Here is a 20,815-nt window from a genome sequence, read left to right on the forward strand (position 1 = left end):
TGGCAAGGGGTCTACTCATTATTATGCTGTTTTGACTAAAGATAATGCTTTGATTAACTCTTCTATGCGAATGGGTTTGGTGATGTAATCATCCATTCCCGCTTGCAGACAAATTTCGCGATCGCCTTGCATAGCATTGGCAGTCATTGCAATAATTTTTGGTTTATTTAAGTGCAAACGTTCTCCATATTTTTTGCAAATTTGACGAGTCGCTTCTAACCCATCCATTTCGGGCATTTGCACATCCATGAGGATGACATCATAGGATATCCGCTGCAACGATTCTAAGACTTCAAGTCCATTGTTGGCGACATCGGCACGATATCCCATGCGTTCCAAGATGCGGAGGGCCACTTTCTGGTTGACGATATTATCCTCGGCTAATAAAATTTTTAAGGGAAGCCGGTTCCCCATTTCCGCATCAATCAGCGGCTTCTTGGAACGGGGGATAGAGTGATATTTTACCGGACTGTTGGAGGCTGTTTCATTCCAAACTTGAATTAAGGTATTATACAGTTGGGACTGTTTAATAGGTTTATTAATAAACGCTGCAAATTTAACAGAAATTCCCTCGACTTCTAATAATTCTGGTTTACCCATTGAGGTGAACATGACCAAAGGGAGGGATTGCCATTGCGGTTGGCTTTGAATCCGCGCGGCGAGGGTTAGTCCATCCATTTCTGGCATTTGCATATCCAAAATGGCGAGGTCAAAATGATTGCTGACTTCTAAAATGGCTAAGGCTTCGGATCCGGATGCAGCATGGTGAGGGAACATTCCCCAATTTTGAGTTTGTTTGAGCAAAATTTGTCGATTTGTGGCGTTATCATCGACGATTAAAAGTTTTTTACCCTTCAGCAGGGACTGATCGCTATGCTCATATTCAGGGAAATCGATCGCCTTGGGGTTGGCGTGAGCAATTAAGGTAAAGTAAAAAGTAGAACCTACCCCTTCCTCACTTTCAATCCACATTCGACCCCCCATTAATTCGCTTAAACGCTTGCAAATTGCCAGTCCCAGTCCAGTCCCGCCAAACTGACGAGTGGTTGAGGCATCGACTTGAGAAAAGGGCAGAAAGAGGCGATCGAGACGATGGGGGGGAATCCCAATTCCTGTATCGCGAATGGAAAACTGGAACTCATAAGCATCGGGGGTGGACTCATCTAGGGAGAGTGGCGGTAAACCCGAAGAAATTTTCCCATTAGCGCTGTCTAAAAAAGTGGCAAGTTGGGCTTGAGAATCAGCAGGAGTTAAGGGCGTGGCAACGACAGATACGACGATTTCGCCACTGTGGGTAAATTTGACCGAATTTCCAATTAAATTGACTAAAATTTGCCGGACCCGAGTGACATCGGAGATTATTTGTTTGGGCGTGGTGACTTCCATTTGATATAATAACTCCAGCCCTTTTTCTGCGGCTTTTGGAGCAAATAAATCTAAGGCTTCTTCGATGCAATTTTGCAAATTAAAGGGATGATTTTCCAGTTCGAGTTTGCCGGACTCAATTTTAGAGAAGTCGAGGATATCATTAATAATCGTCAGTAAGGCATCGCCACTGGTGCGAATTGTCTCAATATAATCCCGCTGTTCCTCGGTTAAATTCATATCCAGTAATAACCCCGTCATGCCTATCACGGCATTCATGGGAGTTCGGATTTCATGACTCATGGTGGCGAGGAATTCGCTTTTGGCACGGTTGGCGACTTCAGCGGATTCTCGCGCTTGTTTTAGGGCTTGATTTTGTTCGGCGAGTTGCGATCGCGCTGCTCGTTCGCGCTCAAGTAATTCCGATTGAGCTAAAGCAATGCCCACTTGCACTGCTGCTGCTTCGAGTAGTTCAATTTCCTGGGGTTGCCAATGGCGGAAGCGATCGCATTGATGCAAGCCAATGGTCCCATTTGGTTCTCCTTGATAGGAGGTGCGAACGGCTAACATCGACTTAATTTGAGCTTGATGGCACAGGGGGAGTGCCTCCCTTAGCAAGGGGTCTGTATTCACATCATCAGATGCCACACCGTGATCGAGGGCAAACACCTTTTGAATATAAGGATTCCCTTGCACGGGAATTTGAATACCCCTCATCGATGGATACCCAGGCTCTAGATATTCAGCCACGGTATCTACCGTACTCGCTTCCGGGCTATAAGAGAGAATCACACAACGATTCAGATGAAAACCCCGACCCATTAAATCCGTGGCAGTTTGTAAAATTTGTTGAGTATCTAAACTTTGGCGAATTTCTCGGGTAATCTGCCCCAGTAACAAAGTGCGCTGATATTCAGCACGGAATGCATTCTGAGCCATATCTCGTTCGATTTCCCCGCCGATCCACTGCGCCATTAAGGTTACCAGTTGACGATCGCTGTCTTTAAATGCAGTATCCCGGGGGGTATGGCTAGTAAAACTGAGAGTCCCGTACAGTTCTGAGGCAACGAAAACCGGCGTGCCAATATAGGCTTGAAGTTTCCGGACTTGATAGGCTGTATGGGTTTGCCATACCTCCGATTGTCCAGCGGATTCGATACAAAGTGTCGCTTGTTGGGAGAGGGGATAGGCGTCATAGGTTTGACTTAAATTGAACGCATCCCCGGGAAAGAGTTTAAACAAACTGCTTGGAGGATAGCAAGTGGCGAGGATCTCGATGCGATCGCCCTCAACGCGACCTAACATCCCAATTTCTAAGTTAAATCGCTGAGAACCCATTACTAACATCCGCTCAAGACGCTCTTGCAGGCTTAAATCTACCGCTGCTTGCACCTCAATGAGCGATCGCAACGCCACCTCGGTTTCGTTCTGTTGCGCTTCGATCCGCTTGCGATCGCTGATGTCGCTGGCAATCCCCAAAAATCCAGTAATTTCTCCCGTGCCATCGCGCAGGGCCGAGATGGACAACAATACCGGAAACCGACTGCCATCTTTGCGGATATACGACCATTCATATTCATCCGGTTTCCCGTCCCGGGTTTTAGCCGTAAACACATCAAACCCTGGCGCTATCTCCACCCCCAGTTCTTCCGACAGTTCCTGCGCTCTGTGGACCACTTCCATCGGGTCATGGAGAATTGCCGGAGTCATTTTCCCCACGATTTCCTCGGCTGTATAACCCAGCCACCGTTCAGCGGTGGCATTAAATGTATAAATAATCCCATCCATCCCCGTAGAAATAATCGAGTAGTTGGCACTATCTAAAATAGCCTGTTGCAGGGTGATGGTTGCTTCCAGGCTCTTCTCACGGGACTGTTGTTTACCCCGGTTGGGCACATCCGTGGCAGGAGGGTTCACCACCTCGGTGGGATGGGCGGATGGCAGGCGATCGCCCCCCGTATCAGGAAAATCATTGTCCTGAATTAGAGCAATGGTTTTGCTCGTGAGGGGATCGGTAATCTGACGGACGACAATTGCCTGGGGTCCTATATCGGTTTTCTGCGGTAACGCCTTCTCGGATCGGATTGGGTTGACAACGCCGGTGTGAGGGAAAATCCCGGGACTCACCCCCTCTACCAAGAGGGCCAAACGCCCTTGGTCAATTTCCATCCCAGAACAAAGGCAGGCAATCTGCACCGCTTCTCCCTGGGGATAAAATGTCCACTGTTCGATCGCCGTTTCCCCAGACTTAAACCGTTTGCAATAGCCCTTCAATCGGGGGCGGGTTGCCCCTAAAATCTCCCGAAAATCTCGCTGTCTGAGTTCTTCCAAAGTCGCTGCACCCCAGAGTTGCAAAGCGGCAGGGTTCGCCCACCACAGTTGCAACTGTTCGAGATCGAAAATCCAAATAGGCGATCGCAACACAGACAAGCAAGAAGGCAGTTTAAATGGGGTCACGACAGTTTGGTCACACATAGATTATCAATTCAGTGGCTCATCCACCTCGGAATTCTGTTGGCAAGGGTTCAATTTCTACACCCCTGTAATTAACCCTCCGGTGGAGAATGAGATCTCCACAAAAACCGGAGGGTATCTCTATTTTAGGACTCCTGTATTACCTGTTATCAAGGATGATGGGCAATTAAAGCCCCTCCCCTGCTGACTGGGCTAGATTTTTGACCACAATGTTGTAAAGCTTAGGCAGTAAGCTTTTTGACTGTAGGTTTCCCATCGCCCTCCCCAACACACCGGGGAGGGGACCGGAGGTAGATTGACACTGATTCAAGGGCGCAAGTTATAAAAAGCCTAGCCTGAGCGAGGGTTAACGGAGCGCCGGGGGAGAGATTGAGTGCAAGTTCCTAGGCGATCGACCTGAGATTCTAAACTCAACAATAAGGGGGTGATTTCTTCAAACATCTGGTCCCGCACTTGGTCCTCGATTTGGGTAGAAATGGCCCCGATCGCCCGCGCCCCCATATTTAGGCTGGCTCCTTTAATCCGGTGAGCTTTTAACTCCACGGTATTCCAATCCTGGCGATCGCAGGCGGAACGAATCACCTCAATATCCCCCCGCAGGCTATCGACAAAGGCTCTTAACAGGCGTTCTTGTAATTCCAGTTTACCTCGGGAAATCTGCTGTAGACGATTCCAATCAATGGGGGAATCTTCAAGGGTTCCCTGGGGTAAATCTCTCGGGGATAGGGATCCGAGTGGTCCCAAGGTGTCAGAACTGCTCACATCGGGGCTGAAAGTGGCTTCCCCTGGGGAGTTGGTTATCAAATTGGATTCCGGGCGCTGAAGGGGCGTGATCTGGGGAATCCAGCGATCCAATGCTGCCTGTAATTGTTCGAGGAGGACGGGTTTGCTAATGTAGTCATCCATTCCGGCTGCTAGACACTTTTGGCGATCGCTATTGAGCGCATGAGCCGTCAGGGCGATGACGATGGTATGACGGCGGTTTCCCTCGCACCGTCGCAGTTCTCGGGTCACCTCATAGCCATCTTTCAGGGGCATCTGGCAATCCATAAAGACGATATCATAATCTTCACAGGCAAGGCGATCGAGGGCTTCGAGACCATTATTGACACAATCGGCATGGTAGCCCAAGGTATTGAGTTGAAACACAATCACTTGTTGATTGATCTCGTGATCTTCGGCAATTAAGATTTTCAGGGGGGCCGAAGGGGGAGGGGCCAAGGAGAAGGACTCTCCCTGCGCCCCTCGGGGGCGATCGCTCAAAGTTCCTGTGGGTTCTAAAACCTGCTGCAAACTTGCTATAAACTGAGAGCCCCGTAGGGGTTTGATGATATAAGCACTGACCCAATGGGGTGCTAAGGCTTCGGCGATCGCCCGTTGATTAAACTGAGCTAAGGCGATCGTCCGGGTTGTCGCCAAATTTGGCTCATTCTTGAGGGCCTGTAACAGGATTGATTGATCGCCCTCCAGTAGGTTCACACTCGCTAGGAGTGCATGGTAGGGGGTTCCCTGCGCGGCTGCTGCGCGCAAGGCATTCACGGCACTCTGGGGGTCCATGACTTGATCCACTGTAATTCCCCAGCGATCGGCAAAATGCTGCACCGACTGACGATGCATCGCACTCTCATCCGCAACCAGCAGTTTCAGAGACTTCATCTCCAAGGGTGTACTCCGGGAATTTTCCCGTTCTGTACGATTTTGCTGTACCGGCAAGGTAACGGTAAACCAAAAGGTAGAACCCTGATTCAATTCACTTTCAACGCCTATCTTACCCTGCATCAGTTCCACCAATTGTTTAGAAATAGCCAGTCCTAACCCGGTACCGCCATACTTGCGGGTTGAGGAACTATCCACTTGGGAAAAAGATTGAAACAACTTGGTTTGATCCTGGGGTAAAATCCCAATTCCCGTATCAGTGACGGCAAATCGCAGGGTGACGGGATTGCGCTGCGCTGGGGGTACGGAATCTGCTTCCGAGGCGGAATCTTCTGAGACGGCACAGACGGCGATCGCCACTTCCCCAACTTCGGTAAATTTAATCGCATTATTGACTAAATTCAGCAAAATCTGCCGCAACCGCGCCGGATCTCCAAACAGATGGCGAGGAACGTTGCGATCGATGCAAATTCCCAAATCCAGTCCCTTTTCCTGGGCGGGCGCAACCATCAAATCCACCACGGATTCTATACATTCATCTAACTCGAAATCAATCGGGTTAAGATGCATTTCTCGCGCTTCTAATTTAGAAAAATCGAGAATATCGTTAATCACTGTTAACAGATTTTCTGCACTGGAAAAAATTGTTTGAGCATAGTGTTTTTGTTGCGGATTTAACTCCGTTGCCAGGAGCAATCCCGTCATTCCCAGTACCCCATTCATGGGAGTGCGGATTTCATGGCTCATACTGGCCAAAAACTCACTTTTTGCCCGATTAGCAGCAACCGCAGCCTGTTTCATCTGCGCTAAAATGGTGTTCTGTTTTGCCAGCTTTTGGGAGATGCGGGTTTGCTCTGCCAACAGTTGAGCTTGAGACAGGGCAATGCTGACTTGATTAGCAAGTTGTTGCAAAAGTTCGGTTTCAAATTGTGTCCAGTGGCGGGGGGTGGAGCATTGATGGGCTATCAGTAATCCCCACAATCGTTCCCGCAGCGGCTCCTCTGGGGCATCCCGTTGGAGTAATGGCACGACTAGGTTAGCTTTGACCCCAATTCTTCTGAGCAAGTCCTGATAGCAAGAGTGAATATTTGCCGATTCGATATCGGAAATGGCATTGACTCGCCCTTGTTTGTATTGTTCTAAATAGGTTTTGGGAAAGCAACTATCGGTAATCTGATTTCCTAATAGGGGCTGACAGCTTTCAACGACAGCTTCTTTGACCACAATTCCTGTGCCATCCGCCATCAGTTGAAAGACGATCGCCCGATCGGCGTGGAGAACTTGTCGGACTTCTTCAACGGTGGTTTGAAGAATTTCTCCTATATCTAAGGATTGACGAATTTTGATGGTCAATTCCGCAAAGAGTTGAGCCCGTTGATTCTGCTTGATAATTTCCTCCTGGGCTTCAACCCAATCGGTAATGTCTTCAGAAATTCCCATGAGATATTTTGGGGTGTTAGTGTCATCGATAATCGGGACTTTACGGGTATGAAGCAATCTCATCCCTTGATGTGGAGTTTGAACAATTTCTAAGGGAATATCTGCCATTTGTTGGGTTAAGAGTGCTTGCCGATCGCTTTGAGTAAAAAAATCGGCTTCTTCTGGATGAAACAGGTCATAGTCGGTTTTGCCTAAAACTTCCTCTTGGGAATAGCCAAATTGTTGTTCACTGGCTTTATTCCATCGAATAAATTCTAAGGTGGTGGCGTCTTTGATAAATAAGCCGAGGGGCATATTTTCAATGATTGAATTGAGAAAGGTTCTGGTTTGTGCTAATTCGGCTTCAACTTCTGGACGGGGGGTGAGTTCAAAGCCGGATCCGTCGGGAGGGTCTGGGCGATCGCCCATCTTCTCGGGAATGGGGGTTTGTGGAGGTTCGCTGATGTCCGGTTTGACAAACGTGGAACGAGGGATGGTGCTGACTAGGATCAGGTTGCCGATCGCCGTCGCGATTGCCAGAGAGTCCCCATCACGTCCGAAAAATGGGGGGGCGATTCCAGCCCAATCTAAGATGGTGAAGAGGATTAGGCTAACCCCTGGGGCTACAGCGAGGATCCAGAGAACCGGGGTCGCCATCGCCCCTCCCCTGATTTGATGCTCAACTCTCAATAGGTCCCGTTTCATGACTTCACCATTAATAACCGCAACACCTATCCCAGCAGCGATCGCCATCACCAACAGGGACAGCATTATCCTAACCTCCCCGGTAAAGGGCTGGTTCCTCTCCCGAGGGTGGATCCGGTTAAATACATTCCAGCAAACCCAGTTGAGGGGATGGCGACACCCCTTGTCAACTCACCTCGGTGCGATCGCGGTTCTGTCTGAATTAGTCCATCCAAGGCGATCTCCCGATCAAACACCGCGATCGCCATCCCCATTGACAGCCCCACTATGTGAGGATCGTAGCTGCCGTTTAACACCGTCTCGCGATAGCGATTGATTCCCATTCCCTGGAGCATACAAATCACTTTGATATTGAATACATTTCCCGGATCACAGCCCACGAACTTCTTTCTAGCCTTCCTGTCCTTCTCTCTACCTTTTCCTCAACTTTTGATACCCGTCGGCTTCGGGTTTTCCCTCCTCACCCCGAAAGGCGCACTATATTTCTCCCGGGAAGCCTTTTAATCTACCGTTAGGAAGATGACGCTTACTGTTTATTTTTTTACGAATAGTTTAGGTTTGGGCTAATTTTACCACTAATTTTAAACCCCCGCTCCCAGGGTTCAAAGCTTAATTAAATCTTAAACTTCTTTAAATATTCTCACTTCCGTGATTCTGATCAAGTCTCTGTAAAATGATTAGATTTCACCCCCTAAACGTAATTTAGATTACATTTTTTCTGGAAAAATCTGTTCTATATTATTCATTCATGGAGAGATTTATTCCCCTTGACTCAGCTCCCTAAAAAATAGTTTTCTGCCTTACCCTGCTTCCGGTCCATTAAACTGGCCCGAGGGCGATCGCCGTGAAAACTCCCAGCTCACGGTGAGGCATCATACCAATAAGTGTAAAACAACAAATCACCTGCGGATACCCACCGACCAATGGAGTTTGAGCCCGAAGTGAACCCTGAGTTCAGTAATCGGGCTTACCCTTATTAGGTCCTATTGCTATATTTAAACCCCGCGATGTACCCTCTTATCAACAGAGGACTCCCCGGCGCTTCAACGTCCTCACCTTGATAACCCCCGGGCTTAACCGAACTGGCAAATCTGGACCCGCAAAGCAAATCTTTCAGCGATCGCCCTTCATTTTTCCTCCGGTTTAGCATAGTTAGCCCGACGCATCCGCAGTTGAATATCTTCTAATAACTTGCGGTTCACCGCCAACAAATCAGCCACCAAACCCAAAATAATAAGCTGCACGCCAATTAGAATTAAAATAGCTGCTAAAATCAAGCTAGGAATTCGGGTCCGGTCAGTTCCCATTAAAAAGAAACCTAACCAGCGCAACCCCAAGGCCACCCCTAAACCCAAGGGAAAACTTCCTAAAATCAGGAAGAACCGCAGGGGTTTATAAGTCATGAAAATTCTGAAAATAGTTAAAATAGAGCGATGAATATAGCTCGGAATACTCTTGACTAATCGAGAAGGTCGTAACTCTCCATTGGTGCGGATAGGAACCGAAGTAATCGCCATTCCTTTCTGCCCCGCTTGAATAATCGTTTCTAACGTATAGGTATATTGATTAAAAACATTTAACTGCATCGCCGCTTCCCGACTAAAGGCCCGAAAGCCACTCGGTGCATCGGGGATTCTCGTATTACTAGCCAGACGCACCACCCAACTTCCCAGGCGTTGCAAGAATTTTTTAATGGGAGAAAAATGTTCAATATCTTGAATCGGTCGCGCACCGATTACAATTTCCGCACTTCCTAATAAAATAGGGTGAATCAAAGCCGGGATATCTTCTGCACAATATTGATTATCTGCATCGGTATTTACAATAATATCAGCCCCTGCTTTTAGAGAAGCTTCCAATCCTGCCATAAATGCCTTTGCCAGACCTTGATTATTAGCAAGGCGAACAATGTGATCCACCCCACAAGCTTTGGCCACTTCCAGGGTGCGATCGCGACTCCCATCATCAATCACCAACCACTCAATTTTATCAATCCCCGGTAACTGACGCGGCAGTTCACTGAGAGTAAGCCCCAGGGTCTGTTCTTCGTTATAACAGGGAATTTGAATAATTAGTTTCGTCATAGCACCTTTGCGTATTGAGCGCTTAAATTTTAGCGCTTGGAGGGGAGGATGGGGAGGATGGGGGGGATGGGGGAGATGGGGGAGATGGGGAGGATGGGGAGGATGGGGAGGATGGGGGGGATGGGGAGGATGGGGGGGATGGGGAGGATGGGGGAGAAGAAACGACAGCAAGTTGGGACGTTGAACCTCTCCCGTCTCTTCCCCATCAACCATCAACCATCAACAAAGGACCAATAACCAATGACCAATGACCAATGACCAATACCCCACCCCCCCATCTGCTATGATTAAAGCAAACTAACACTCAAGTGCCAAACCATATACCCGCTAACTGCAACAGACAGATTATGCCGCTCTATACTTATTTCTGTCCTAGTACCAATCAAAAACTGGACGTGACTCACTCCATTAAAGATAAAGCGCAAACTTGGGGAGAATTGTGCCAGTTGGCAAACCTCGAACCCGGGCAGACGCCTCTATCTGCACCCGTGCGACGTCTGATCAGCGCCCCAGCGGTGATGTTTCCCACAGGCAACAGTGAACTAAAAAGTCATGGGTTCAGCAAGTTGGTCAAACGGGAGGATGGGGTTTATGAAAATGTCACCGCCACCGATGGAGAAAGTCGGATTGTTCGACCCGGCGATCGCAGCAGCTATCCTGATTTGAAAAAGAAAATAAGCGACTAAATCCATACCATAATAGATCCCTTAACCGTTTCTGTCTAAGAGCTGAGTGGTAAATCCTCAGCTCTTTTTTAATTTTGCATGGGTTTCTTGTCCCTTCTCTACTCTCCAGTACCCATCCTCTCCCATCACCTGGAAAAGACTATTTACCCAGGATGTTCCGCTTAAAACCCCTATTTTTAAGATAGCCTTTTTTAAAATACCGGCCATTTTCTAAAATTTCGCCTATATTGAAGGGCAAGAACCACTTTTCAAGTCTTTGCATTCCGGGTCCTTATTGTATATCGGAAACAACTCATGCGTGTCTTACTTTTATATCCACTTTTTCCCAAAAGTTTCTGGTCCTTTGAAAAAGCTTTAGCTTTAGTCGATCGCAAAGCCCTCCTGCCGCCCCTGTGTCTAGTCACCGTTGCCGCCTTGTTACCCCAGGAATGGGAATATAAACTCGCCGATCGCAATATTCGTGACATCACCGAGGAAGAATGGGAATGGGCAGATTTAGTAATTTTATCGGCCATGATTGTTCAACAAGAAGATTTTCTGGCCCTGATTCGCGAAGCTAAACGCCGCTCTAAGCCCGTAGCTGTTGGGGGTCCTTACGTGACATCCCTCCCCAAAGAAGCCGCTGCAGCCGGTGCGGATTACCTGATTTTAGATGAAGGGGAAATCACTCTTCCCCTGTTTATTGAAGCCCTCAAACGAGGAGAAAAAACTGGCACTTTCAGCGCTAACGGTGAAAAAGCCGACGTGACGCAAACCCCCATACCCCGCTTTGATTTATTGGATCGTTATGCCTATGATACGATGGCGATTCAATTTTCTCGGGGTTGTCCTTTTCAATGTGAATTCTGCGATATTATTGTCCTCTACGGACGCAAATCTCGCACTAAACATCCCTCCCAAATTTTAGCCGAACTCGATCGCCTCTTAGAGTTGGGGTTTACTCAAGCAGTTTTTCTGGTCGATGACAACTTTATTGGCAATAAGCGGAACGTTAAACTTTTGCTCAAAGAGTTGAAAATTTGGCAAGAAAAAAATCGCTATCCCTTCCGGTTAATTACAGAAGCCTCGGTTGATTTGGGTCAAGATCCCGAATTGCTAGACATGATGGTGGAGTGCAATTTCTATGTAGTATTTTTAGGAATTGAAACCCCCGACGAAGAAAGCCTAACCCTGACTAAAAAGTTTCAAAATACCCGAGATTCTCTGAGTGATTCAGTCCAAACGATTACCCAAGCGGGAATGCGTGTGATGGCGGGATTTATTATTGGCTTTGATGGAGAAAAACCGGGGGCGGGCGATCGCATCGTCCAGTTTGTCGAAAATACCTCCATTCCGATGGCGATGTTCAGTATGTTGCAAGCCCTTCCCCATACCGCCCTCTGGCATCGATTACAAAAAGAAGGTCGCTTAAATACCGAAATTGCCAACGGGAACCAAACCACCTTAATGAACTTCATTCCCACCCGACCTCTGGAAGAGATTGCCCGGGAATACATTGAGGGATTTTGGCAACTCTACGATGCCCAACGCTATTTAGACCGCACCTACCGCCATTTTATGATCATGGGTAAACCCCGGAATCCCGTCCCGAGGCGTCGCCTCAACTGGCCCACCATTCGGGCATTTTTAACCATTTGCTGGCGACAAGGAATTGTGCGTCCTACCCGTTGGAAATTCTGGCTTTATTTGGTTACTCTTCTGCGCCATAATCCCCGGGTAGTGGATCATTATTTAGCCGTGTGCGGACTCTTTGAACATTTCAGCGAATATCGAACCATTGTTCGAGACCAAATTGAAAGTCAACTAGCTGAATATTTAGCGGAACAAAAGCAGATTGAAGCATATAAACTGGAACGAGAAGAGTCTGCTGTAGCTTAATTCAAATTACCAAACTGGGTGCGTGACGCCTGCTTACGCACCTGACTCTTTTCTGTTGTTTTATTAGCGGTCTTCTGGATTGAGCTGAACCATTGCCCAAGTGGTATAAGTACCAATCGGACTCCAAATCATATAAGGAATTAATAAAACCACTGCCCAAATGGAAACCGGCCAAACACTTAATCCTAACAAATAACTCAGTAATCCTCCCGTCGCGCCAATAATTGTACCTACGGTGAGACTTCGCAATTTACACATCACTGGGGTATAAGAAATCGTGATAATTTCTAAGACTAAATAAAACCCCATTAAAACCCAGGTCAGTTGACTTCCCGGGTCGGCTTCCCAAACCAAATAAGCGGACCAACCACCACAGATAAAAATGACAGTCCAAATGATGGGAATAGCCCATTCAAAGGTTAACCATCGCGGACGCTGCAATCGCTTAAACCAGCGAATATCAGCCCCCGTCAATGCACTCCCCACACCCGCTACTAAAACGCCGATCGCCGCGATCGCCATCCAAGACTTAATCATAACTTGCCACCTCCATACCATCCCATGTTTTCCCCTTCAGTATATCTTGAATTTTCATTTCTGAATAACCCCTCCCTTTGTTCTCCCTGTTCAACCTCACGACTGGCTGTCGTTTTCTTAAGTTTGTCGTAACAATTTCAGGGGTTATTTATAACACAATAATATAATTATCCAAGCGAATACATCCAGCCATCTCGGGCGCAAATTCTCACAATTCCATCCCAGACAATGGGGGTAGCTTCAAACGAAATCCCCGGTAAAAAATGTCCCGATTGTTTTACATTAACCTCATAAAATTCTCCCCGTTGATTCGGGACTGCATTTACCTGTTGGCCCGGGGATTCTTCAAAATGTAATTCAAACAAATATACTCCATTATATCCCGCTGCAATCAGTTTATTCCCTTCGGTGAAAATGGGCGTAGAAATCGAACCTCCAATATTTGTTTTAAATAAAATCACAGGCGTTTCATAGTCTTTTTCTAGCCAAGGTCCTTTAACTTTTTGACCCGTGATTTGAGTTTGAGACCCGATATAGAGGTAACCATCGATCGCACTGGTAGCAAATAAAGCCGGAAAATCTCCATTAGGATTATATTCATCATTGAGGGAAACGGACCCAACAATTCCCCCTTCCCATCCGCTAAAGTTGCGATTTCCTGTGGGAAAAAACCACTGAACCGCATTTTCTTCCGGTTGGTTTGGGTCCAGTTTAAAAACTCCCCCTTTGCCGGGAATATATTGCCGTTCAATGGCACAAAAAAGTTTATTTTCTTTAGAAATCGCGACGCTACCATCAATATCAGACCCGGTAAAGAAATCCCAGACAATTTTTTTTGTCTCTAAGTTGATGCCATAAATATGACCGGAACCGGAGGCTACAAAGATGTGATTTCCGAGTCGGGCGGGGGAAGATTCAGTGACGAGATTGCCTCCTTGGCGGCGACTATCCTGGGCTTCGTAGAGTTGAACTTCGCCTAAAATTTCCGGTTGAAGAATGCCAGATTTGAGGGTAGCGGCAGCGGTGGCACTATTCAGAAAATACCCGATGCCATTTTCTCCGGCATTGAATAAGATACCATTGCCTAAATCTAAGGCACTGCTGTCGTTATCCCGGCTATAACTAGCGGTTTGTCTAATATCCAGTTTCCAGAGTTCTTTGCCCGTTCTAAAGGAAATGGCCCGAAAGCTGGGAAGAGGACCGGGAGAAGCAGAGGAATTTTGAATGCCTAATCGACTCCCTTGGAGGATGACGATGCGATTTTCTTCCGGGGCTTTTTCATCGATATAAAGACTGGAACTCCCTTTAAGGACATCATCAAACTGATAGCGCCATAAGACTTCGTTGGTTGCAATATCAATTTTTCTTAAACTGTGATCATAAGCGCCAATAGTGAGATAAACTTTGCCTTGGTCTCGGGTGAGGGTGGGTTGTCCCGTCCATCCAGCACCACTCCAGGTTCGCCAGGATGTGCCGACGCGGGTTCTGCCGGTTCCTAGGGCAAATTTATCGAGGAGATTTAATCCTTGGGGAATTCCTCTGCCATAAAATCTCCGGTAGTCGTTGCCGAGAAAGGTTGGGATTAATAATTCGGTGTCTGGGGAGAGTTTGGCGATCGCCTGATTGACTGTTTCGGTAACTGTGGGTAACAGATTCCTCGGAGGTGCAGTCGGGATGTTGTTGGTGCGACATCCTTGTAGAATGGGCGGCAGTGAAGAACCCATTAAAAAGAGCAGCGCGTTTTTGTTAAAGGTTCGCCGGTTTAAAGTCATGGCTAAAAAGGCTAAAATTTAAAACGATTGGACTGCTCGCCAGGGAACGGGCCCATGAGCCAGGAGTGGGACTGTGACCCTGACTCATCTAACGACGATCTCACGGTCTAGGTCAGTAAATTGTAATGAAAATTGCCAAAGGCAATCTTAATAATACCTGAAACTCCGAGGCGATCGCACTGAGGAGATGGAACAACTCGGATCTAGCAACGTCTACAAATTCTATATTTTGAGTTAATATTTTGAGTCTATACCGCGAGAGCAGTTAAAGGCATGAAACCACAGAGGTTATTATTGAGTATTCTCACCGCTGGGGCGATCGCCACGTCGAGTTTGGTGAGTCTTCCTTTCTCCACCGTTGCCACCGCCTTTAGTGCGGATGAACAAACCAGCATCAATGTCTACCAGCAGGCGAGTCCTTCAGTAGTGACCATCCGTGTGGGCAGAGGTGCTGGGTCTGGAAGTATTATCAGTGCTGATGGCCTCGTTTTAACCAACGATCACGTGGTGAGTTCGGCGCGTAATGGCAGAGTGGAGGTGCTCACCAGTACGGGACAGACTTACACCGGGGATGTGATTGCCACCGATCGCCGCAATGATTTAGCCTTAGTCCGACTCAGAACCAGCGATCCCTTGCCTGCGTTACCGATAGCGAGTCGAGATGGGATCCAGGTCGGTCAACGGGTTTATGCGATCGGCAGTCCCTTTGGACTCTCTGGAACCTTTACAACCGGAATTCTCAGCCGAATTTCTGATAACGGGGATTTACAAACCGATGCCGCCATCAATCCCGGTAATTCCGGCGGTCCTTTGCTCAATTCCAATGGCGAACTCATTGGGGTCAATAAGGCAATTTTAAGCCCGGGTCGTGGGGGTAATATTGGGATTGGCTTTGCTACCAGTGCTACAGTTGCCCAGGATTTTATCGCCACAAATCGCTCGCGGACCGTGGCCCAAGGGACTTCTAGGACGCCATCGCCCTCCCCATCGCCCTCTGAGTCAACTTCTCCCCCGCCTCGATTAGGGGTGGAGGTGAATGCAGGATTAGTGATTCAGTCTGTGGAACGGGGTTCTCCTGCCGCGCAAATAGGGTTGCGTACTGGCGATCGCTTGTTAGGGGTGAATGGCACTCGTTTACGGCGGATCGAGCAACTGATGGCGTTTTTAAATACCCGCCCGAATTCAGCAGTGTTCACCATCAGTCGCGGACGGCGAGTGGCAAATGTGCTCGTGAATTTTTAAAGGGTGACTCCCGGGATAATTTCGGTTCAACGCACAAAACCCCAGCATTGTGCTGAGGTTTTATGGTTCATTTTTTAAGGTGAGGAGATAGGCACAGGGGTTTTCCCCTGCCAAGAACAGTATTTTAGAAATAGCGGACCATCAGGGGAACTAAAGCTTCCATTGTGTCTCCGGTGACGGTATCTTTCACGCGGGCTTGGCGGAAGGCGGTGCGTCCAGTATAAGAGAAAATACTCGGCGAACTCATATCGCCAATTAACTCGACTAATTCATAACGGCCATCGGAACTGCTGTCGGTGGTGATAATATTTCCCCGAGCGGCGACACCCCCAGTGCGATCGAGAATCACGGGTAAAGAGCGAATCACCGGATAGACTACACCTTGGTAGGTGATCATGCGTTCGGTCAAAGCTTCCAGGGGTCTTTGTGCCGATGCTGCTTGCGGGAAGCTGAAACCCGAGGTGAGGACCAGTCCGATACCCAATAAAATGGCCTGAATTTTGCCTGAATTTTTCATGTATTTTAAGGAAAAAGGATCGACGAATTATTACAAAATAATCCCTCTTCGGCATTTAGCCAAATTGGGATCTATCTTTTCTCGGGGATTGACCCCCAGGGGGTCGGAAAAGTTCCAAGGGGTTGATCAGCCAAGTTTTCGCTTCAGTCCGTCCCCCAGGCAGAAAGCCTGGACAGTGTAGGTTAGATAGGACAAAAACCCGGGTTTGAGGATCTAAGGCATGGCGATCGCCCTTTGGAAAATTGGGGGAAATTATCAACAAATGTTGACTTTAGGGCAAACCGATTAGGGGTTAGATGGCCAATTCTCGTTATCAATCACACTGGGGCGATCGGCCCGATTCGGAAACAATTCCCCGAACCCCCGTTCCCGTTGAGTGGGCGTTTCATCGGACCACCTCCACATACTTTCATAGAAAAAGAAAGAAACCCCAGCAAATCCTTTTTCCCGAACCACTTCTACCTGTTCTTGAATTTGCTTCATTGGAATAGGGCGACCCCGTAACCCACTCAGAATCCCAATTCCTACGGGAATATTACGTCGGGCCGCTTGCACTTCAGGCCGGTCTAACTCCTGAATAAACACATTAATATCATTGCGATAAAGTTGCAATACGATTTCTTCCACTAATCCCTTTTGTTCCCAGGTGGCCCAGTCTGCTAAATAGTATTGATAGGAATACTCTTGGGGATTGGGAGATAAACTGACGATCGCCTTGGGATTGCGCGCTTTAATTTCTCGGAACATCCGCTGCTTAAAAGCCGTAATTTTATCCGCCCGCCAGCGTAACCAAGCCGGGTCTTTGGGGTCTAGCGGCGGAGAATTGCCGTTATGTTCTTGTTTGTAGAGACTAACAGTATAATCATCATAGCCATATTCCGAAGGTAATCCTAAATGGTCATCCAGTTGGATGCCATCTACCTCATAATTTGTAACAATTTCTAGGAGTAAATCCAGGATAAATTGCTGGACTTCGGGGTGAAAGGGATTCAACCAAACCCGAGGATGTTCTCCTTCCATCGTGACTTCTGTGCCATCGCTATGTTGAGTAAGCCAGTGGGGATGACGACGGGCTAATTCAGAATCTGCCGGGGCCATAAAGCCAAATTCAAACCAAGGAATCACCCGCAATCCATTTTTTTTTCCTTCGGCGATCGCCTCCTTGAGCATATCCCGTCCTTGTCCCAAATTGGGGTTATGATTGCGATCAATGGGCGGCACTAACTGCATAGATTTCCCCGTCACCCGTTGCGCAACTTGACTGGGATATAAGGTATATCCCCAATTCCAAACCGTGGGATAAACCGTATTAAAATTAAGGTCAGCCAGTCGTTTCATCCCCCGCTCCAGATTACTGGTAGAAAAGAGAACATCGCTATCAATATTGGTTAACCACACCCCTCTAATTTCTGAATTGGGGATAGGAATAGGCGCCAGGGCAACATAGTCCGAGGGCAGAGGAGAAGTGCGTCCCATTAGGGCTTGACAGAGGAAAGCCGAGACATCTGCCCGAGTGGCAGGGCGATCGCTATTTAAACGGCGGAGATTAGGATAATTAACAATCAAGCGTTTTTCCGTTGCTGCAGCGATCGCATTACGCGCATAACTCGGAATTTGTCCCGCATCATCAAACATCTCAGATAACAACTTCTGGGGTTCTCCTTGTGGAGCATAATTCAATCCACTCACCAAACTCACCCATGCCTGAACCCGAGGGATATTTTGCGTCGGATTAAATCGATTTCCGGGATATCCAGATAAGAATCCTCGTTGATAAGCACTACGAATCGCCGGAGTTGCCCAATAACTGCTAGGAACATCCATAAAAGTAACCGCATCCCGTCCCGCTGTCGCAGTGGGAAAAGCCACATCCAACATGGTGGCAAATTCTGCCCGCGTCACTGGCGCATTCGGTCGAAACGTCCGGTCCTCATACCCATTAATAATCCGCCGAGTTTTCAGATTTTCAATGCAAGATTCTGCCCAATGTCCTTGCACATCCGTAAAAGAAGATTGCGCCCTTGTCGGTAGCGTTGCCAAGGGAATTAGAGACAGACTCAGTAGGAACACCCGCAGAAATCGCCAATACTGGAATTTAAACATAGGTAGAAAGTCCTGAACAGTCCAAAACAGAGAGAGTGGGGACTAAATGCCACGGGGGATTCCCCTTCAACGATAGTCCTGCCACTATTAGACACCACTTTAGACCCGATTTCGGGATTCACCCTCTTTATAGCAGTTCCCACCGTTATGAAATACATTACACCGTTTGCAAAAAAAAGGAGTGTTCCCCCCAACCCCCCTTGTTAAGGGGGGCTTTTAAGGAAGCAGGAAAGGCGGATAAAACCACTATTTTGCAAGAGTTATATTTAGGTTTTAATATTAAAGATTTCATAAGTCCTCGCTGCTACATTTTAAGGTTAATCTTAAAGATTGGGTCAGTTCTCTCCCCGTCCGGTGGGGTTTGGGAAGAGGCATCCCCAGGGATTCGCCAATCGAGTCCTTGAGTACAGAAGCTCACCCCAGGAAGTCAGCAGGCGTTGTCGCCATTTAAAATAAACTATTCTATGGGGTCGGCACAGCGGTGAGAAACCGGGGTTCTTCACAAACGCTGTGGCCATTTGCACCCCAGGAGGGCCAGAAACCGGCTTTCTAGTCCCATTGATGGAAGAGTGACCCGGGAGCGCTCAGCGAGATTGGACTATCACCCCTAACGCTTTAGGAATCATGACAGGCTACAATATCGGACTCGATTTCGGCACTACTAACTCGATCGTCTCCTACATGGGTCCGACTGGAGAACTGGATGCTTTCCAATATGGGGGGCCAGACGGTCATAAATATGTCCCTTCGTTTATCGCCTACGATGAGGGATTTGTGGAAATTGGCATGGCGGCACGCACCACGGCAGCGAATCATCCGGAGGTAGAAAGTTATGGCAATTTTAAAATGCGGTTGCCGTTGGCTGATTTTTCCGAGTATTTTGCCGGGAATCGGACGCCGAGTACAGTGACGGCAGATTACCTGCGGGAATTGCTGATTTCTGAGGAGAATCCCTATAGTTTCATCAACCAACAAGGGGCGGTGAATGCGTTGGTGGTTTCGGTTCCAGAAATTTGGCAACGAGATATTTATAACCGGGGCCGCGAATCGCTCCAAACTTTAATTAAAGAGTTAGGATTACCCCTGATTCATCTGGTGAGTGAACCTGTGGCAGCAGCGGCTTATTATGCTTGGGAAATCCAACGCCGCGCTCGACAAGAGGGGGTTGCTCCGTTTAGTGGTAATTTGCTGGTTTGCGATATGGGAGGCGGGACTTTTGATGTGAGTCTGTGCCGGATTTATGGGGATAAAAAGGTGGAGGTGCTTTATTTTGATGGAGAAGGCGATCGCGGGTTAGATTCGGCCGGAGTTGCCTTCGATCGCCACTGTGTCCAACTCGCCTACCAGCGCAAACAAGGTCACCCTTTAGATGAAACAGACCCGGAATTCTTGCGCTTACTCCGAGAATTTGAAACGGTCAAAATTGGCTCTCATGGCCGAGGCACGCGAAAACTAATTAACTGTTTAAAGGAACCGGATATTTATGGCGATCGCGATTTATATATCTTTGCTGGCGGCTACAGCGTCACCTTCGCCGAAGTCCTAGAAGCCTTTACCCCCATTAATGCCGGAATTCATCGGGTGATGAACCGCTTAAAAACTTGGCTACAGCAACAGGACCTAGAAATTGACCGCCTCTTTTTAGTCGGCGGATTCTCCCAATTTCTCCTGGTACAACGCGCCATTTCCGATGCTTTAGCCATCGATGAAACTGACCCCCGTCTTGACCAAACCTTTAATATCACTAATAGTGCTTATGCCATCTCTTACGGCGCTTGTTTAATCGCTAATCAACTCGTAGAACCAACGGAAAAATACGTTCATACTTTGGGGATTGTTGTAGATACCATTAATACTCAAGCGGAACGAGAACAGCGATATATTCCCATTATTAAAGGGGGTTCAGGTTTAGATGAATTAGCAAAACCCCAGTTTGCCGATATTCCCCCCTTAGTGACCTTTCAAAATGATACCCCCCTGAGTTTAACTCTCTGGGTTGACCCTCAATCCAAGGGAATAAAATTGAAAGAATCTCTACCGGATATGGTCAAACTTCCCAGTTATGAATCATCGGATTCATGGCGGGTGGGGATGCGAGTGGATCGGTCTCAAATTGCCTATTTAGTGATTGAAGATATGGCGGGAGAAAAACGAATTGAATACGAGCTAGGCAATGCGATCGCCAAAATGTTTCCCGGTTTTGTCTTAATTGATGAGGGGGAACCGGATAATTAAAAAGATGCCCTAATTTCCTTTCCCTTACCAAAATAAGTTTTTACGCTCATGGTGATTCATCTCACATCTAAGTACACCTCCGGTCCCCTCCCCTTTGCAAGGGGAGGGTTAGGGTATGGTGATTCATCTCACATCTAAGTA

The 20,815-nt window shown here is 47.7% G+C and carries 12 protein-coding genes; 4 read left to right on the forward strand and 8 right to left on the reverse strand.

The window, feature by feature from the left end; translation table 11 throughout:
- Positions 1–21: 21 nt before the first annotated feature.
- The 4 genes from NG792_RS11070 to NG792_RS11085 form a co-directional block, all read right to left on the reverse strand.
- On the reverse strand, positions 22–3,840 hold the full coding sequence (locus NG792_RS11070; protein ID WP_261235476.1) for a response regulator: 3,819 nt from the start codon (positions 3,838–3,840) through the stop codon (positions 22–24).
- A gap of 330 nt (positions 3,841–4,170) precedes the next feature.
- Positions 4,171–7,686 (reverse strand): response regulator, encoded by a 3,516-nt coding sequence (locus tag NG792_RS11075; RefSeq protein ID WP_261235477.1) that lies wholly within the window; start codon positions 7,684–7,686, stop codon positions 4,171–4,173.
- The gene (locus NG792_RS11080; protein WP_261235478.1) at positions 7,686–7,955 is read right to left on the reverse strand and encodes a hypothetical protein; all 270 of its coding nucleotides are present in this window, start codon (positions 7,953–7,955) and stop codon (positions 7,686–7,688) included. Before NG792_RS11080 ends, NG792_RS11075 begins: the two co-directional genes overlap by 1 nt.
- Before the next feature lie 792 nt (positions 7,956–8,747).
- Positions 8,748–9,704 (reverse strand): glycosyltransferase family 2 protein, encoded by a 957-nt coding sequence (locus NG792_RS11085; protein ID WP_261235479.1) that lies wholly within the window; start codon positions 9,702–9,704, stop codon positions 8,748–8,750.
- A 347-nt stretch (positions 9,705–10,051) separates the two neighbouring features.
- Between NG792_RS11085 and NG792_RS11090 the strand changes: the two genes are divergently transcribed.
- Together NG792_RS11090 and NG792_RS11095 are read left to right on the forward strand one after the other, a co-directional pair.
- Positions 10,052–10,390 carry an FmdB family zinc ribbon protein gene (locus tag NG792_RS11090; RefSeq protein ID WP_261198214.1) on the forward strand — a complete coding sequence of 113 codons (339 nt, stop codon included), beginning with the start codon at positions 10,052–10,054 and terminating at the stop codon, positions 10,388–10,390.
- Between the two features lie 294 nt (positions 10,391–10,684).
- Positions 10,685–12,268: a B12-binding domain-containing radical SAM protein gene (locus tag NG792_RS11095; protein ID WP_261198215.1), complete on the forward strand. Its 1,584-nt coding sequence runs from the start codon at positions 10,685–10,687 to the stop codon at positions 12,266–12,268.
- A gap of 63 nt (positions 12,269–12,331) precedes the next feature.
- On the opposite strand, the gene NG792_RS11100 is transcribed toward NG792_RS11095, so the two are convergent.
- Together NG792_RS11100 and NG792_RS11105 are read right to left on the reverse strand one after the other, a co-directional pair.
- Positions 12,332–12,805, reverse strand: coding sequence for a TspO/MBR family protein (locus NG792_RS11100; RefSeq protein ID WP_261198216.1), 474 nt, complete (start codon positions 12,803–12,805; stop codon positions 12,332–12,334).
- Between the two features lie 167 nt (positions 12,806–12,972).
- Positions 12,973–14,577: a PQQ-like beta-propeller repeat protein gene (locus NG792_RS11105; protein WP_261198217.1), complete on the reverse strand. Its 1,605-nt coding sequence runs from the start codon at positions 14,575–14,577 to the stop codon at positions 12,973–12,975.
- Between the two features lie 273 nt (positions 14,578–14,850).
- Here NG792_RS11105 and NG792_RS11110 point away from each other — a divergent pair, with 273 nt between their 5' ends.
- A complete protein-coding gene (locus NG792_RS11110) occupies positions 14,851–15,819 on the forward strand; it encodes a S1C family serine protease (RefSeq protein ID WP_261198218.1) in 969 nt (322 codons plus the stop codon).
- A 124-nt stretch (positions 15,820–15,943) separates the two neighbouring features.
- On the opposite strand, the gene NG792_RS11115 is transcribed toward NG792_RS11110, so the two are convergent.
- Together NG792_RS11115 and NG792_RS11120 are read right to left on the reverse strand one after the other, a co-directional pair.
- Entirely contained in the window at positions 15,944–16,336 is a 393-nt protein-coding gene (locus tag NG792_RS11115; protein WP_261198219.1) for a hypothetical protein, read from the reverse strand.
- A 285-nt stretch (positions 16,337–16,621) separates the two neighbouring features.
- The gene (locus NG792_RS11120) at positions 16,622–18,439 is read right to left on the reverse strand and encodes a glycoside hydrolase family 10-like protein (protein WP_261198220.1); all 1,818 of its coding nucleotides are present in this window, start codon (positions 18,437–18,439) and stop codon (positions 16,622–16,624) included.
- A 624-nt stretch (positions 18,440–19,063) separates the two neighbouring features.
- Here NG792_RS11120 and NG792_RS11125 point away from each other — a divergent pair.
- On the forward strand, positions 19,064–20,674 hold the full coding sequence (locus NG792_RS11125) for an Hsp70 family protein (protein ID WP_261235480.1): 1,611 nt from the start codon (positions 19,064–19,066) through the stop codon (positions 20,672–20,674).
- The last annotated feature ends 141 nt before the right edge of the window (positions 20,675–20,815 follow it).

It is taken from the genome of Laspinema olomoucense D3b (assembly GCF_025370785.1).
Lineage (GTDB): Bacteria > Cyanobacteriota > Cyanobacteriia > Cyanobacteriales > Laspinemataceae > Laspinema > Laspinema olomoucense.